The 15477-nt window shown below is 51.5% G+C and carries 15 protein-coding genes; all 15 read left to right on the plus strand.

Annotated elements, in window-relative coordinates:
• Positions 1–11: 11 nt before the first annotated feature.
• Positions 12–551, plus strand: a complete 540-nt coding sequence (gene hpt, locus MKX50_RS00300; RefSeq protein WP_213595377.1) for a hypoxanthine phosphoribosyltransferase — start codon at positions 12–14, stop codon at positions 549–551.
• A 102-nt stretch (positions 552–653) separates the two neighbouring features.
• Positions 654–2789: an ATP-dependent zinc metalloprotease FtsH gene (gene ftsH, locus MKX50_RS00305; RefSeq protein WP_339158103.1), complete on the plus strand. Its 2136-nt coding sequence runs from the start codon at positions 654–656 to the stop codon at positions 2787–2789.
• A 960-nt stretch (positions 2790–3749) separates the two neighbouring features.
• Positions 3750–4688 (plus strand): quinolinate synthase NadA, encoded by a 939-nt coding sequence (gene nadA / locus MKX50_RS00310; RefSeq protein WP_213595381.1) that lies wholly within the window; start codon positions 3750–3752, stop codon positions 4686–4688.
• A gap of 39 nt (positions 4689–4727) precedes the next feature.
• Entirely contained in the window at positions 4728–6344 is a 1617-nt protein-coding gene (gene nadB / locus MKX50_RS00315) for an L-aspartate oxidase (protein ID WP_339158104.1), read from the plus strand.
• On the plus strand, positions 6334–7200 hold the full coding sequence (nadC, locus tag MKX50_RS00320) for a carboxylating nicotinate-nucleotide diphosphorylase (protein ID WP_213595385.1): 867 nt from the start codon (positions 6334–6336) through the stop codon (positions 7198–7200). Before nadB ends, nadC begins: the two co-directional genes overlap by 11 nt.
• A 6-nt stretch (positions 7201–7206) precedes the next feature.
• Positions 7207–7971, plus strand: a complete 765-nt coding sequence (locus MKX50_RS00325; RefSeq protein ID WP_213595386.1) for a type III pantothenate kinase — start codon at positions 7207–7209, stop codon at positions 7969–7971.
• Between the two features lie 70 nt (positions 7972–8041).
• Positions 8042–8929 (plus strand): Hsp33 family molecular chaperone HslO, encoded by an 888-nt coding sequence (gene hslO, locus MKX50_RS00330; RefSeq protein ID WP_213595389.1) that lies wholly within the window; start codon positions 8042–8044, stop codon positions 8927–8929.
• Between the two features lie 262 nt (positions 8930–9191).
• A complete protein-coding gene (gene cysK, locus MKX50_RS00335) occupies positions 9192–10130 on the plus strand; it encodes a cysteine synthase A (RefSeq protein WP_155613538.1) in 939 nt (312 codons plus the stop codon).
• A 181-nt stretch (positions 10131–10311) separates the two neighbouring features.
• Positions 10312–11895, plus strand: coding sequence for an anthranilate synthase component I family protein (locus tag MKX50_RS00340; protein ID WP_339158105.1), 1584 nt, complete (start codon positions 10312–10314; stop codon positions 11893–11895).
• A complete protein-coding gene (gene pabA / locus MKX50_RS00345; RefSeq protein WP_213595393.1) occupies positions 11892–12473 on the plus strand; it encodes an aminodeoxychorismate/anthranilate synthase component II in 582 nt (193 codons plus the stop codon). Before MKX50_RS00340 ends, pabA begins: the two co-directional genes overlap by 4 nt.
• Entirely contained in the window at positions 12470–13357 is an 888-nt protein-coding gene (locus tag MKX50_RS00350) for an aminotransferase class IV (RefSeq protein WP_213595395.1), read from the plus strand. Before pabA ends, MKX50_RS00350 begins: the two co-directional genes overlap by 4 nt.
• Positions 13358–13376: 19 nt before the next feature.
• Complete coding sequence (folP, locus tag MKX50_RS00355; RefSeq protein WP_213595397.1) at positions 13377–14213, plus strand: dihydropteroate synthase; 837 nt, start codon at positions 13377–13379, stop codon at positions 14211–14213.
• A 129-nt stretch (positions 14214–14342) separates the two neighbouring features.
• Positions 14343–14705, plus strand: coding sequence for a dihydroneopterin aldolase (gene folB, locus MKX50_RS00360; RefSeq protein WP_155613533.1), 363 nt, complete (start codon positions 14343–14345; stop codon positions 14703–14705).
• Positions 14706–14713: 8 nt separating this feature from the next.
• Positions 14714–15262 (plus strand): 2-amino-4-hydroxy-6-hydroxymethyldihydropteridine diphosphokinase, encoded by a 549-nt coding sequence (gene folK, locus MKX50_RS00365; protein WP_213595399.1) that lies wholly within the window; start codon positions 14714–14716, stop codon positions 15260–15262.
• Complete coding sequence (locus tag MKX50_RS00370) at positions 15214–15420, plus strand: helix-turn-helix transcriptional regulator (protein WP_213595401.1); 207 nt, start codon at positions 15214–15216, stop codon at positions 15418–15420. The genes folK and MKX50_RS00370 overlap by 49 nt, the downstream gene beginning before the upstream one ends.
• The last annotated feature ends 57 nt before the right edge of the window (positions 15421–15477 follow it).

A 15477-nucleotide genomic window follows, 5' to 3' on the forward strand; every position in this document is an offset into this window, starting at 1 on the left:
GTCTACTTATTTTGCAGAACGACATTAAGGAAATTTTAATTACCCGGGAACAGATTCAGGATAAAGTAGCAGAACTAGGACAGCGTCTTAGTGAAGAGTATGCAGGACGCAATCCGCTCGTCATTTGCATTCTGAAGGGCGCTTTTATTTTTATGGCGGATCTCGTTAAAGAAATTACCGTACCGCTTGAGCTTGATTTCATGGCTGTATCCAGCTACGGAGCATCAACGAAATCGTCCGGCGAAGTCAAGATCATCAAGGATTTGGATACCTCTGTGGAGGGACGCGATGTTCTGATCGTAGAGGATATTATCGATAGCGGCCTGACTCTCAGCTATCTGGTGGATGTTCTGGAGCGGCGGAAGGTCAGTTCCGTCAAGATCGTTACTCTGTTTGATAAACCGGCTGGACGCACGGTCGACTTGGAGGCTGACATGTCAGGATTCGTGCTTCCCGATGAATTCGTTGTCGGTTATGGGCTTGATTATGCCGAGAAATACCGTAACCTTCCTTACATCGGAGTTTTGAAGCCAGAAGTGTACAAGAGCTAAAGCCCATATCTGGCCTTTGGCCGAACATCGCCTGCGACTTTTTTGATAATGAGTAAGGGACTATGGTAAAATAACTTAAGTTGTTTTGAGAGGAGGCAGGGGATGAATCGGTTCATCCGGAATTCTGGTTTTTATTTAATACTTTTCTTAGTCGTGGTGGGCATCGTCCAAATCCTAACCGGCACAAATGAAACGGCCGACACCCCTAGATACGATCAATTGCGTCAGCAATTGAAAGCCGATAACGTCCAGGAAATGACAGGGAAATTTGACGGTTACGCTTACTTGGTAACCGGTAAATATAAGCAAGCCGTCGGAGAGAGCAAAACGACGAACTTCACGACTTATATTCCTTACGACCCGAATGTGTTGAAGGAAATCGTGGATTTAAGCGAGCAGAACGGCTTTCAGCTGAACTGGAAGAAGATGCAGGAGCAGAGCATCTGGCTGACGTTCCTGACTTCACTGCTGCCGCTTGCGATTATGTTTATTCTGTTCTTCTTCCTGTTCAACCAGGCGCAGGGTGGCGGCGGCAAAGTCATGAACTTCGGCAAGAGCCGGGCGCGTCTCTACAACGAGGAGAAGAAGAAGGTGACGTTTGAGGATGTTGCCGGGGCGGATGAGGAGAAGCAGGAGCTTGTCGAGGTTGTCGAGTTCCTGAAGGATCCACGCAAATTCTCCGCTGTTGGGGCACGTATTCCTAAGGGGGTACTGCTCGTAGGTCCTCCGGGTACCGGTAAGACACTCCTTGCCCGTGCGGTTGCGGGTGAAGCCGGCGTTCCGTTCTTCAGCATTTCCGGTTCTGACTTCGTGGAAATGTTCGTTGGTGTCGGTGCGTCGCGGGTACGGGACCTGTTTGAGAATGCGAAGAAATCAGCTAGCTGCATTATTTTTATCGATGAGATTGATGCTGTCGGCCGTCAGCGTGGCGCTGGCCTAGGCGGCGGTCATGACGAGCGGGAGCAGACGCTCAACCAGTTGCTCGTTGAGATGGATGGATTTGGAGCAAATGAAGGCATTATTATTATTGCGGCAACGAACCGTCCGGATATTCTGGACCCGGCGCTGCTGCGTCCGGGACGCTTTGACCGTCAAATTACGGTCGATCGTCCAGATGTAAAAGGCCGCGAGGCAGTACTTAAGGTACATGCCCGCAACAAGCCGCTGACGAATGATGTCCGGTTGGATATTATTGCGAAGCGTACGACAGGCTTTACGGGTGCTGATCTCGAGAACTTGCTCAATGAAGCGGCACTCCTGGCGGCACGTCGCAATCGCAAGGATATTTCGATGAGAGAGGTTGATGAAGCTATCGACCGCGTCATCGTAGGTACGGAGAAGCGCAGCCGCGTCATCAGCGATCGTGAGAAGCGGATCGTTGCTTACCATGAAGCAGGCCATACGATTGTAGGCTACTTCTTGGAGCATGCGGACATGGTGCATAAGGTAACTATTATTCCGCGCGGACGTGCGGGCGGATATGTCATTATGCTTCCGAAGGAAGACCGGATGCTTGTCACGAAGCAGGAGCTGCTTGACAAGGTAACGGGCCTCCTGGGCGGCCGTGTGGCTGAGGAGTTATTCATCGGCGAAATCGGTACTGGAGCATACAGTGACTTCCAGCAAGCGACAAGCATCGTGCGCAGCATGATTGTAGAATACGGTATGAGCGAGAAGCTTGGACCGATGCAATTTGGCACATCGCAAGGCCAGGTATTCCTGGGTCGCGATATCGGCCATGAACAGAACTATAGCGATCAAATCGCCTATGAAATCGATCAGGAAATGCATCGTTTCATCACAGAGATGTATGAGCGGTGTAAGCAGCTTCTGACCGAGCATTCCAAAGAAGTGCATCTTATCGCGCAGACTTTGCTCGAGAAGGAGACACTGGAGCTAGATCAAATCAAGCAACTGATCGAGCATGGGAAATTGCTTGAGCCTGGCGAAGGCGGCGATAATTCGGGAGAATCGGGCGAACCGATCGTCGATAATATCGGTGATGTACGCGTTCGTATCCAAGGCAAGCCAGAGGACAGTTCCTCAGGCGCCTCGGGCATCCCAACCGGGGACATTCCTAATGATGTGCCTAATGGATCGGCGAATGATATTACAAGCGATCCGGTTGTGGATACGCCGGATGGAACAGTTAACGATCTGCCGAATGCTGACCGTCCTGATGGGGATGACCCAAACAAAGGCAACGGCAGCAATGGAAACAATAACCCGACAGTATAGTCGGCCGATTGCAAAATGAATCAGAGCAGCCCTTGGATAGTTTACCAGGGGCTGCTCTTTTTTGCCGTGCGTACGTGTATTAATAAGTTCTAGAGCGATTGAACAGTTCTATAACCACGAAAGGCGATTTGAAGGAGACATTTGCTTTATTGTTTAAGTCTAGCGAATCTCATCCACGCTATTTAACGGTAAAGCTGCTATTGGGAGCAGCATAGGGTGAATTAACGTTACCTGGATTCGTTACAGATCAAAAGGGGTTGATTCTAGATAAATAGCGATCGTGAGATTCGTTAAGAATTCTAGATTTGTGGCTGATGACTCGTTTTCAGCTTTGGCTCTCGGTTTCTTGGTCTAGAGTCTTCCCTCACGATGGCCTCGGTTAAGCTTGACGTATCTGATCTTAGTTTGGCCGTATGGTATCGGCTTTGGCCTGACGTCTCGCTTTCCGAACGAACTCCCGGTTTTTGATCTAGTCTTGCTCTGATCCCGGGGAGCCTGCAGGTTCGGTACAATAGTTTAGTTTGCTGCTTTCGACTAGCAACTGCTGTCAGAGAGACGCAAGTCAGCGCGCGTTGGAGCTATGGTTTGCTAGTGAGATTGGCGAAGGAGCATTTGCTAAGAAAGGTTTTTGGCAGCCAGGCGAGAATAACCAAAAAATCAGACCATAATCCTTTAAATTTAATGTATTAGGGTTCAGGTCGATTGACAGGGATACCGACCTTGTGTAAATTAGTTGTTAAACAACGTAATGTGACAATGGAGTGAACCTATCGGTATTTTCGTGAATAAGAACGTACCGAATTTCACATCCTCGGCAACTACATGGCAAGCAACGTGAAAATTTATACGTTCTTCTTAGCTGCCAGGGAGTTATGATGGATTATGACCAATAGTGCAGGCATGCAAAATCCCGCTATATAGATAGAAAAGGCGGAAGAAGGATTAAGGGGGAGGATCATCGTGGAAGCTCTGGCATTAGAGCGGAAAGCGGAAATGAACCGCGAGCTGCGGGAGAGATTGCTGCAGTTGAAGAAGGAACGTAATGCAATTATTTTAGCGCATTACTATCAGCGAGATGAAATTCAGGAGGTTGCCGATTTCCGGGGCGACTCTTTCCTGCTGGCTCAGAAGGCTGCTTCGACGGATGCAGATACGATCGTATTTTGCGGCGTCCATTTCATGGGGGAGAGCGCAAAGATTTTGGCGCCAAACAAGACGGTGCTGATTCCCGACGAGCGGGCGGGCTGTCCGATGGCGGATATGGTCAACGTGGATGGCCTGCGCAAATTGAAGGCACAGCATCCAAACGCCAAGGTCGTCACTTATATTAACTCTTCCGCCGAGATTAAAGCTGAGACGGATATTTGCTGTACGTCATCTAATGCGGTTAAGGTGATCAATTCGATCGACTCTGATGAAATCATCTGGGTGCCGGATAAAAACTTGGGTCACTACGTACAACAGCATACCGACAAGAAGATGATCATCTGGGAAGGCTACTGTAATACGCACGACATGCTAACCGTGAAGGACGTAGTAGAGATGAGGGCGAAGCACCCTAACGCGGAATTTGTTGTTCATCCGGAATGTCGTCCTGAAGTAGTTGCCATGGGTGATTTTGTCGGAAGTACGACAGCTATTTTAGAATACTGCAAAAATTCCAACAGCAAGGAATTCATCGTGGGCACGGAAGATGGAACCGGGTATCAATTGCGTAAGGATAGTCCGGACAAAACATTCCATTTCGCCACGAAGTTCCTCGTCTGTCCAAATATGAAAGTAAACAACTTGAAAAAACTGGTCAAATGCTTGGAGACGATGCAGCCGCAAATTTACGTGCCGCCTGCCGTAGCCGACAAAGCCAGAACTTCCCTAGAGCGCATGTTACAAGTCAAGTAGCATGCGCTACTCTCTTGTTCAAGATAGGTGACCTGTGTAATGATACCACGATATTTGGTTGATTTTGATATAAGTGAGCTGCCTGCCGTGGAGACGGACGTCATCGTGATCGGGTCAGGCATCGCCGGACTGTATACCGCTATTAAAGCTAGTGAGCGTCACCGCGTTATCATCATTACTAAGAAAGCACTGCTGGAGAGTAATACCCGGTATGCGCAAGGAGGCATTGCCGCAGTCATTTCCGAAGAAGATTCGCCGGAGTATCACAGACAGGATACGCTGATGGCCGGGGCAGGGCTATGTTCTTCGTCATCGGTGGATATTCTAGTCAATGAGGGGCCTGTCTGTGTGCAGGAGTTAATCACCCTTGGCACGGCTTTTGATGTAGAGAACGGAGAGCTGGCTTTAACACGGGAGGGGGCCCATAGCCACCGGCGCATTCTGCATGCCAACGGCGACGCCACAGGCTATGAGATTGTGCGTGCGTTATCCGAGCAGTTAGCCGGCCACTCTAATATAGAGATATGGAATGAGCATTTTGTCATTGATCTGATTACGGAGGGCAATGAGTGCATTGGGGCGCTGGTGCAGCGTCCAGATGGACAGCGAGTGTTCCTGCGAGGGCTGGCTACAATCCTGTGTTCCGGCGGGGCGGGCCAGTTGTACCGGTATACCACGAACCCTGATGTGGCTACCGGGGACGGGGTGGCTATCGCTTACCGGGCTGGAGCCGTTCTTCGGGATCTGGAGTTCATTCAGTTTCATCCGACTTCGTTATGTTATCCCGGCGCACCGCGGTTTTTAATATCCGAGGCGGTCCGGGGGGAAGGCGCAGTGCTTCGCAATGTGAAAGGAGAGCGGTTCATGGACAAATACCACGAGCTGCTGGAGCTTGCCCCGCGTGATATCGTAGCACGAGCCATTGTCAGCGAGATGGAGGAGACGAAGTCGAGCTTCGTCTTTCTGGATATAACACACGAGGCTCCTGAGACCATCAAGCACCGCTTTCCGACAATATATGATACTTGTCTCGGGTACGGGCTTGATATGACGGCCGACTGGATTCCTGTAGCGCCTGCTGCGCATTATATGATGGGAGGAGTCCGTACCGGGCTTCACGGAGAGACGAGCGTGCATCGCTTGTTTGCCTGCGGCGAGGTATCTTCGACAGGAGTTCATGGCGCAAACCGGCTGGCGAGCAATTCGCTGTCGGAAGCAATCGTATTCGGGCGGCGTATCGTTGAACGGATCTCGGAGCTGTCTCCTCTGGAGAGAACAGGCGAAGGCATACATTGCCAAGAGGCTCGCGAGGATGCCGTCGCATGGCCGATCGCAGAACGGCGGCTGGAGCTACAGAAGCTTATGGTGCGAAAAGCCGGTGTACGCCGCAGTGAAGAGGGCCTAAATCAAGGGCTAAATGAACTGCGCCGCCAGCTGCCAATATTCAATGCAGCTCTCCATACCCGAGAGCAGTGGGAATATGCTAATATGCTAACATGTGCCTTATTGCTGACTGAATCTGCGCTAGCCCGGAAGGAAAGCCGTGGCGGCCACTATCGCGAAGATTATCCGCAGCGGGATGATGCGGTGTGGAGGAAGCATATTTTGCAGCAGCGGGAAAAAGGAATGTTGGAGGAAATAGGCGATGATGTTTAACGGTTATAATGAAGGCTTGATGGAATCCATTCGCCAATGGCTGAAAGAGGACGTCGGCTCAGGCGATATTACAGCAGCTGTAACGATTCCTGCTGAGCATCAATCCAAGGGAATCATCCATGCTAAACAGACAGGGATTGCGGCGGGCATACCGATTGCTTCTCTTGTCTTTGAGATGGTGGATCCTTCGCTTACGTTTAATCCCTTGGTGCAGGACGGCGATACTGTAAGCAAGGGAACGGTGTTGGCCGAGGTGGAGGGCAGCACGCACAGCATTCTGACCGGAGAGCGGCTTGCCTTGAATTTGCTGCAGCGTTTGTCTGGAATTGCAACGCGGACGCGGCAGTATGTCGATGCGCTGCAAGGGCTGCCTGTACGGCTCGTGGATACGCGGAAGACTACGCCCGGGCATCGAATGCTCGAGAAATATGCAGTTCGTGTAGGTGGCGGTTCCAATCACCGCTTCGGGTTGTATGACGCGGTCATGATTAAGGACAATCATATTAAGGGTGCGGGTGGAATAGCCACAGCGGTACAGCGTGCGCGCGCGGCAATTCCTCATACGATGACGATCGAGGTTGAGACGGAGAATTTAGAGCAGGTGGACGAGGCCTTGTCGGCTGGAGCAGATATTATTATGCTGGATAATATGGCGCCCGAGCTAATGAAGGAAGCGGTGCGCCGGATTAAGGCGAGAGCTCCGCATGTGACGGTCGAGGCCTCGGGCAACGTATCGCTGCAGACGATCTACGGAATCGCCGACACTGGCGTGGATGTCATTTCCGTCGGAAGATTGACGTATTCCTTTGACAGTCTGGACATTAGCCTGGATCTGAATGAGAAGAAAGAGGGGTAAGGCAGCATGTTCGTTGTGGTAGATGTAGGCAACTCGAATATCGTACTGGGAATCTACAAGGGCCGAGAGCTGCTTCACCATTTCCGACTAAGCACCAACCGGCAGTCTACGGCCGATGAATATGGGGTTAAGATTCATAATTTGTTTCAAATGTCCAAGATCGCAGTAGGCGATATTGAGGGGGTCATCATTTCCTCGGTTGTCCCTCCATTGATGCATGTGCTCGAAGAGCTGTGCGAGAAATATTTGCGCAAGAAGCCGCTTATCGTCGGACCGGGCATCAAGACGGGACTTAATTTGCGGTACGAGAATCCGCGCGAGGTCGGCGCGGATCGCATCGTCAACGCTGTGGCCGCGGTAGAGCAATATGGTGGTCCGCTCGTTGTCGTCGACTTTGGAACGGCCACGACCTTCGATTGTATCGATGCTGCCGGCAATTATTTGGGCGGGGCCATTGTGCCGGGCATCGGAATTTCCACAGAAGCGCTGTATCAGCGCGCTTCCAAGCTCCCGCGGATCGAACTGGAGAAGCCGAAGAAGGTCATCGGCCGCAATACGGTCCATGCGATGCAGTCGGGTATTATTTTCGGGTATGCGGGGCAAGTGGATGGCATCGTGAACCGGATTCGCCGGGAGATGCATGCCGAGCCTAAGGTCATCGCAACCGGAGGGCTGGCAGAGCTTATTGCCAGCGAGGCAGAATCGATTCAGGAAGTGAACCAGCTTCTTACCTTGGAAGGGCTGCGTATCATATACGAGCGTAATCAGTAAGAGACAGGCAATAATAAGTGCAGTTTGTCAGTGAGTAGTCATTACATCCAGAAAAGGAGGCTTCACTTCTATGGGAACGGAACAAGAAAAAGACCGCTTAATTCGCGGGACGGCCATGAACGGCAAAGTACGAGCGTTTGCCGTCCGCACGACTGCGCTGGTTGAAGAGCTGCGCCGCCGTCATGATACTTATCCTACAACAACAGCGGCGATGGGGCGGACTGTAACGGCAGCAACGATGATGGGCGCAATGCTGAAGGGGGATGAGAAGCTTACCGTTCAGGTAAAAGGCGACGGGCCAATCGGTCAAATCATCGCTGATGCGAATGCAAACTGCGAGGTTCGCGGCTATGTCAAGAATCCGCATGTACAGCTGCCGAGCAATAGTCAGGGCAAGCTCGATGTAGCCGGAGCGGTCGGAACGACGGGTTTTATCCATGTAACCAAGGATCTTGGGCTTAAGGAGCCTTACCGGGGAAGCGTTCCGCTGATTTCCGGCGAGCTTGCCGAGGATTTCACCTATTATTTTGCTGTCTCGGAGCAAACTCCGTCTGCCGTTGGATTAGGCGTTCTGGTCGATACAGATTCTTCGGTCATCGTGGCTGGCGGCTTCATCATTCAGCTGCTGCCTGGGCTGAGCGATCAGGAGATTGACGTGATTGAGCGGGCCATCGGCCAGCTTCCTCCGGTTACCTCTCTTCTGGATCAGGGGCTGGAGCTTGAGGAGCTGCTAGGCTGGATCGTGCCGGACTTTAAGCTGCTGGACGAATCGGAGGTCGTATTCGCCTGCAATTGCTCGTTAGAGCGCGTTGAACGAACGCTGGTTAGCCTGGGTCACAGCGAGCTTGCCGAGATGGCCGAGGAGAATAAAGAGATTGAAGTCGTTTGTGACTTCTGCAACGAGGCTTATAGTATAAGCCCGGAGCGTATTGCCGAGCTTCAAGCCCAGACCAAATAATAAGGTCGAAATTGTTAAAATACTTTGCCAAGCCTAGGAAATTTCCGGATTGCGCAAAGTATTTTTTTCTATCCTTTCTTGACAACTGCCGCTGCTGATTGTTAAGATAATGAAAGAAGAATACCAACTTATTTACTCGGAAATAAATGAGGGCAGGAGAACCGCGGTAAATCCGACTCCTCTTTCGTTTTTTTACAACTAGATCACAGCTAGATTAGATTATCTGCAGCTTATTATTTTTATTACTCAGGGAGGTTTTCGTATGGCTAGAATCGTTAATAACGTAACAGATCTCATCGGGGATACACCGCTTGTTCGCTTGAACCGCATCGTACCCGAGGATAGCGCTGAAATTTATGTAAAGCTGGAGTACCAGAACCCGGGCGCAAGCGTGAAAGACCGTATTGCGATCAGCATCGTGGAAGAAGCTGAGAAAGCGGGCAAGTTGAAGCCGGGCGGTACGATCATCGAGGCAACCAGCGGAAACACCGGTATCGGACTGGCGCTTGTTGCCGCTGCTAAAGGATACAAGGCGGTTATTGTTATGCCTGAAACGATGAGCATTGAGCGCCGCAACCTCCTGCGTGCTTATGGAGCCGAGCTGGTCCTCACTCCAGGGGCAGAAGGCATGAACGGTGCCGTTAAGAAAGCTGAACAAATTTTGTCTGAAAATCCGGACTATTTCCTGGCCGATCAATTCAGAACGCAAGCTAACGTGAAGATCCACCGCGAGACGACAGGTCCGGAAATTGTTGAAGCGATCGATTCGCTTGACGGCAAGCTGGACGCTTTCGTGGCAGGAATCGGAACGGGCGGCACGATTACCGGTGCAGGTGAAGTGCTGAAGAAGCGTTTCCCTGACATTAAAATTTACGCCGTCGAGCCGGCAGCTTCGCCAATTCTATCCGGCGGCAAACCCGGACCGCATAAGATTCAAGGGATCGGCGCCAACTTCGTACCTGAAATTCTGAATCGTGAAATCTACGATGAAATCATCCACGTAGAGAACGAGGAAGCATTCGAGCAAGCGCGTAAAGTGGCTAAAGAGGAAGGCATCCTTTCCGGAATTTCTTCCGGTGCAGCCATCTTCGCTGCGCTTAAAGTAGCCAAACAACTTGGCAAAGGCAAACGCGTAATCGCAGTCGTTCCAAGTAACGGCGAGCGTTACCTGAGTACGCCGCTCTACAATTTCGAAGCTTAATTTCTAGCTGCGGCTTGTATATATTGAGTCAACCCCCAACCGCTTGCATCAGACGGTGTGGGGGTTGTTGCTTGTTTTATGATTGTTTTGCTGCATGTTATTGGGGATGTTCAACGGAATAAGGTTCTAGTATACTAGCTAGCAACAAGAACGCATCAAGGGCTGGAGGTAGTGACATAGTATGATTACCATTACACGATGGGAGCAATGGGAGAGCTGGGCAGCGGAGGGCTGTTGGACGATGCTGCCCTGCGCCGTCAAAATGAAATCGGATTCCCGTCTGCCGGGCGACTGGGCGCAGGCCTGGAACACAGCGGGGCCATACTCCTTTGTGTTAGAGAGCGGCAAGGACGGCCGCTATACCTTTCTCGGTTTGGACCCTTTGTCAGTCATAAGGGGAAAAGGAACTGTTGCACAAATCGAGGACACCTCCACGGGCCATATCGTAGAAGTTGAAGGACGTCCTTTGGACGTGCTGCATGAATGGCTAAAGCCATTTAAGTCGCCAGCGGTACCTGGACTGCCTAAATTCAGCGGAGGCGGTGTAGGATATCTCAGTTATGATGTGGCCCGCTCTTTGGAGCGTCTTCCTGTGATGGCAGAGGATGACCTCCGAATCGACGATTATATATGGATGCGCATGGAAGAGCTGTGGGTGTTCGATCATGAGCTGGAAGAGGTATACGCAATCGTCCATTGTCCCGTTGGAGCAGAGCAGTCTGCAATGTCACTGGCCCAGGCCTTCGAGAAAGCGAAGCAGCGGGCATCACTGATGCTTGATCGCTGGAATGAAATCATCCATGAGGCCAAACACGGGACGATAGCTGAGAAGACAAGGGGCCGCCGTATGGCGTTGGCGGATAGAGATGTCTCATCCCCCGAGTGGGATGACATTTTGGAGCGTTCCGCTTCCGTTTCTTTTGCCCAAGACGATTTCGAAGCGGCGGTACGCCGGGTACAGGAATATATAGCGGCGGGAGATGTATTTCAGGTGAATTTGTCATTGCGCCGAGGGCTTCCGCTTCCAGTTTCGCCAGAGGAGATTTACGAATGGCTGAGGCTGCTGAATCCTTCTCCATATATGGGGCTTCTCCGATTTCCCGATTTTCAGCTTGTCTCCGTTTCGCCAGAGCTCCTTGTGAAGCTGGAGCAGGGGAAGATGGCAACACGTCCTATCGCCGGCACAAGGCGCCGGGGCGCTACACCGGAGGAGGATGAGGCCATGGCCCAAGAGCTGCTGAGCAGCGAGAAGGAGCGGGCGGAGCATATCATGCTCGTCGATTTGCTTCGCAACGATTTGGGTCGTGTGTCCAAGTTTGGTTCGGTCAGGGCCAGTGAGCTGATGGTTATTGAATATTACTCGCATGTAATGCACTTGGTCTCGCAGGTAGAGGGCCTGCTGGACGCAGGAAAGACGCCATTTGATGTAATTGCTGCTGTATTTCCAGGGGGAACGATTACCGGCGCTCCGAAGGTAAGGACAATGGAGATCATTGAGGAGCTGGAGCCTGTGACCCGCGGGCCGTACACGGGTGCTATGGGATGGATTGACTACAACGGAAATATGGAATTAAATATTATTATACGTACACTGGTCGTTAAGGATGGCGTAGGACATATTCAGGTCGGGGCAGGCATTGTAATCGACTCCGTGCCTTATCGGGAATACAGGGAATGCCATAATAAAGCCAGAGCTATAACGATGGCGGTCGGGTTAAGTCAGGAATTCGCCGCCGAAGGCCAAGGACAGGGGATGAAGTTATGATACTGGTTATCGATAATTACGATTCTTTTACGTACAATCTCGTGCAGTATTTAGGCGAGCTTGGGGAAGAAGTTGTTGTACGCCGAAATGATGAAATTGATTTGCAAGGCATCGAGGAACTGCAGCCGGATCACATTCTACTGTCTCCGGGTCCGTGCACGCCAAATGAGGCAGGGATAACTCTTGATGTCATTGACCGGTTCAAGGGCAAGATCCCGATTTTTGGCGTCTGCCTGGGTCATCAGGCTATCGGTCAAGCCTTTGGGGGCAAGGTCGTTCGGGCGGAGCGGCTAATGCATGGCAAGACCTCGCCGATTCGCCATAAAGGTGAATCCGTATTTACGGGGCTTCCTTCGCCGTTTACGGCAACCCGTTATCATTCGCTGATCGTGGAACGCTCCAGCCTTCCCGACTGCCTTGAGATTACCGCCGAGACCGAGGAAGGCGAAATCATGGGCCTGCGCCATAAAACTTATGCCGTGGAAGGGGTTCAATTCCATCCGGAGTCGATTATTACCGATCATGGCCATCAAATTCTCCGCAACTTCCTTAGCCGCAAGGTCGGGGCAGGGGTATGAATTATATCGGGGTGAACGGAGTTCCCACCCCATCCGCTGAAGCCGTGATATCCGTAATGGATCACGGCTTCATGTACGGTATGGGGCTGTTCGAGACATTTCGGACGTATGGGGGGCAGCCTTTTCTTCTGGAGCGGCACTTGGAGCGGCTTCGGGGCGGTTGCCGGGAGTTAGGCATACGTTACGAGGCCCGGGAGGAACTGCTGCGATATGAAATCGCCTCATTGCTGAAGGCGAATGAGCTGCTGGATGGGTATATCCGGCTGACTGTATCGGCTGGCGCCGGGCCGCTTGGCTTGCCGCCGGAAGATTATACGGAGCCGTGCGTTATTATCTATGTGAAGCCATTGCCGTCCTTTGATTCGGGGCTGTACACCCATGGCAAGCAATTATGGCGTTTATCTACGCCTCGCAATACCCCTGAGGGGAAGATCAGGCTCAAGTCGCTTCACTATATGAATAATATTCTCGCCAAGCGGGAGCTGGAGGGACTTATCAAAAATGCCCATCCAGGAGGAGTACCTGAGGGATTGCTTTTGACGGCCCAAGGACATTTGGCGGAAGGAATCGTCAGCAATTTATTTTTTGTGCGCGAGGGGACATTATATACACCGGAGATTGGGACCGGCATTCTGCCGGGAATTACTCGCTCTTTCGTGTTAGAACTTGCGGAGCGGCTAGGGCTGTCGTATATAGAAGGATGCTATACCTGGGATGAGCTGGTCGCGGCGGAAGAAGTATTTTTGACCAATTCGATCCAAGAGCTGGTGCCAGTGACGGCATTGGTTGAGCCGGGGGGGGCGAGATATTCGGTCGGGGACGGAATGATTGGTCCCGTTACGGAAATGCTTTTAGATAGTTATAGAAGTAATTGCGGTGTATAGATAGAAGGGGGACGATAACATGCAGCCTACGCTATATCAGCGGACTTATCAATGCGGCGAAACCGAGCTGAAGCTTGGTGAACGAACTTTGATTATGGGTATTTTAAATGTAACTCCGGATTCTTTCTCCGATGGTGGACGGTATAACGAGGCGGAACGGGCGGTTGCCCATGCTTTGGAAATGGTTCGTGACGGGGCTGATATCATCGATATCGGCGGGGAATCGACCAGACCGGGCCATGAGCCTGTATCGCTGGACGAGGAGCTGGAGCGGGTGGTCCCTATCGTAGAAGCGATCCATCGCGAAGCTCCCCATATTCCTATTTCGGTAGACACATACAAAGCGGAGGTAGCGAGACAGTCCCTTGCCGCGGGCGCTCATATGATCAATGATATATGGGGCTGCAAAGCAGACCCTCTCATGGCCGAGGTAGCGGCGGAGTTCCAGTCTCCCGTTATTTTAATGCATAACCGGCATGATCGGGATTACCGTGATTTAATGCAGGACGTAGAAGCGGACCTGCTGGACAGCATAGAGATCGCGCGGCGGGCTGGAGTAAGGGATGAGCAGATCATCCTTGATCCGGGGATCGGGTTTGTGAAGGACTATGAGGAGAATTTGCGTGTGATGAAGGAGCTGGATCGGCTGATGAAGCTGGGCTATCCTCTGTTGCTCGGTACGTCCCGTAAAAGATTTATACGAACCACGCTGGACTTGCCGGTAGACGAGCTGGTCATGGGTACCGCTGCGACGGTAGCTCTTGGCATTGCTCAAGGCTGCCAGATCGTACGGGTTCACGACGTGAAGGAAATCAAACAACTGGCCAAAATGTGCGATGCTATTATTTATGCTTAATTGTTTGCATGTAGCTTTGTGATTTGCCTTAGCTTGCTCTGACGCGTGAAATTGAGCTTGCTAAGTTTTGCCGGCTTTCGTGCCGGCTGCTTCTGGTTTATTTTATATGACGGAAAGGTTGGGTAATGGATGGATAAAATGGTGCTTCGGCGCATGGAATATTACGGATACCATGGTGTTTTTGAAGAAGAGCGCAAGCTCGGTCAACGCTTCTATGTCGATCTGGAATTAGAACTTGATTTGCGGGAAGCCGGACAGACCGATGATTTGAGCAAGACGGTGAACTATGCCGAAATTCATGAGCTGCTGCGGGGCATTGTCGAAGGTAAAAGCTTCAAATTGATCGAAGCCCTCGCGGAACATATTGCATCCTCGGTTTTGGACACTTATACTATGGTAGATGCGTTAACGGTTCATGTCACGAAGCCGCATCCGCCATTTGATATTCATTTTGAAGGTGTGACGGTGCAGTTGTACCGCTCTAGAAAGTGAGACGTGCGATGAATACACATCCGACCTCTGGAACTACAGAGGCTTATATTGCTTTAGGGGCCAATCTCGGCGACCGGGAAGCGACCTTGATGGAGGCGCTGGCTCGGCTGGATGCCCACTCGAAGATAGAGGTGCTCCGCTGCTCCCGTCTATACGAGACCGATCCCGTAGGATATCTCGATCAGCCTTGCTTCCTGAATATGACTGCAGCGCTACGGACGGCGCTGGGTCCTGAGGAGCTGCTGGTTGTCATGCAGCAAATTGAGCTTGAGCTGGGGCGTGAGCGCAAAATTCGCTATGGGCCGCGAACCGTTGATTTGGATCTGCTATGGGTAGAGGGGCAAGAGATAGACACCCCATTGCTGACGCTGCCACATCCGCGGATGATGGAGCGTGCCTTTGTGCTTGTCCCTTTGGCGGACATCGTTGCCGAGGAGGAGTCTTCCGGCTTATACCGGCGCACCCAAGAAGCTTTGACCAGCATGGATGGAAAGGAAGGCGTACGTTTTTGGAAAATTTGCAACTGGCGCAGCGAATCCGGGCTTACCGAAAACTAAAGGGGTTCACACAGCAGCAGCTTGCGGAGCGATCCGGCGTATCGCTAGCCGTCCTCGGAGCGATCGAGCGTGGGAACCGACGCGCAGAAGAACAAATTTTAATTAAAATTGTGGATGCTTTGGGCATTTCGATGTCTGAATTGAAATCCTCAGAATAAATTGACCCGCAGGGATAATGCTACAAATTGCGAGCAAGTTCGACAACAATATGATTA

The organism is Paenibacillus sp. FSL W8-0186 (assembly GCF_037969765.1).
GTDB classification, from domain to species: domain Bacteria; phylum Bacillota; class Bacilli; order Paenibacillales; family Paenibacillaceae; genus Fontibacillus; species Fontibacillus woosongensis.

What these genes read in the sequence shown, in the direction of transcription:
- pabA (WP_213595393.1), top strand. Translation starts at nt 11,892, where the DNA reads ATGATACTGGTTATCGATAATTACGATTCTTTTACGTACAATCTCGTG.
- nadB (WP_339158104.1), top strand. Translation starts at nt 4,728, where the DNA reads ATGATACCACGATATTTGGTTGATTTTGATATAAGTGAGCTGCCTGCC.
- cysK (WP_155613538.1), top strand. Translation starts at nt 9,192, where the DNA reads ATGGCTAGAATCGTTAATAACGTAACAGATCTCATCGGGGATACACCG.
- nadC (WP_213595385.1), top strand. Translation starts at nt 6,334, where the DNA reads ATGATGTTTAACGGTTATAATGAAGGCTTGATGGAATCCATTCGCCAA.
- hslO (WP_213595389.1), top strand. Translation starts at nt 8,042, where the DNA reads ATGGGAACGGAACAAGAAAAAGACCGCTTAATTCGCGGGACGGCCATG.
- ftsH (WP_339158103.1), top strand. Translation starts at nt 654, where the DNA reads ATGAATCGGTTCATCCGGAATTCTGGTTTTTATTTAATACTTTTCTTA.
- folB (WP_155613533.1), top strand. Translation starts at nt 14,343, where the DNA reads ATGGATAAAATGGTGCTTCGGCGCATGGAATATTACGGATACCATGGT.
- MKX50_RS00350 (WP_213595395.1), top strand. Translation starts at nt 12,470, where the DNA reads ATGAATTATATCGGGGTGAACGGAGTTCCCACCCCATCCGCTGAAGCC.
- folK (WP_213595399.1), top strand. Translation starts at nt 14,714, where the DNA reads ATGAATACACATCCGACCTCTGGAACTACAGAGGCTTATATTGCTTTA.
- folP (WP_213595397.1), top strand. Translation starts at nt 13,377, where the DNA reads ATGCAGCCTACGCTATATCAGCGGACTTATCAATGCGGCGAAACCGAG.
- MKX50_RS00340 (WP_339158105.1), top strand. Translation starts at nt 10,312, where the DNA reads ATGATTACCATTACACGATGGGAGCAATGGGAGAGCTGGGCAGCGGAG.
- MKX50_RS00325 (WP_213595386.1), top strand. Translation starts at nt 7,207, where the DNA reads ATGTTCGTTGTGGTAGATGTAGGCAACTCGAATATCGTACTGGGAATC.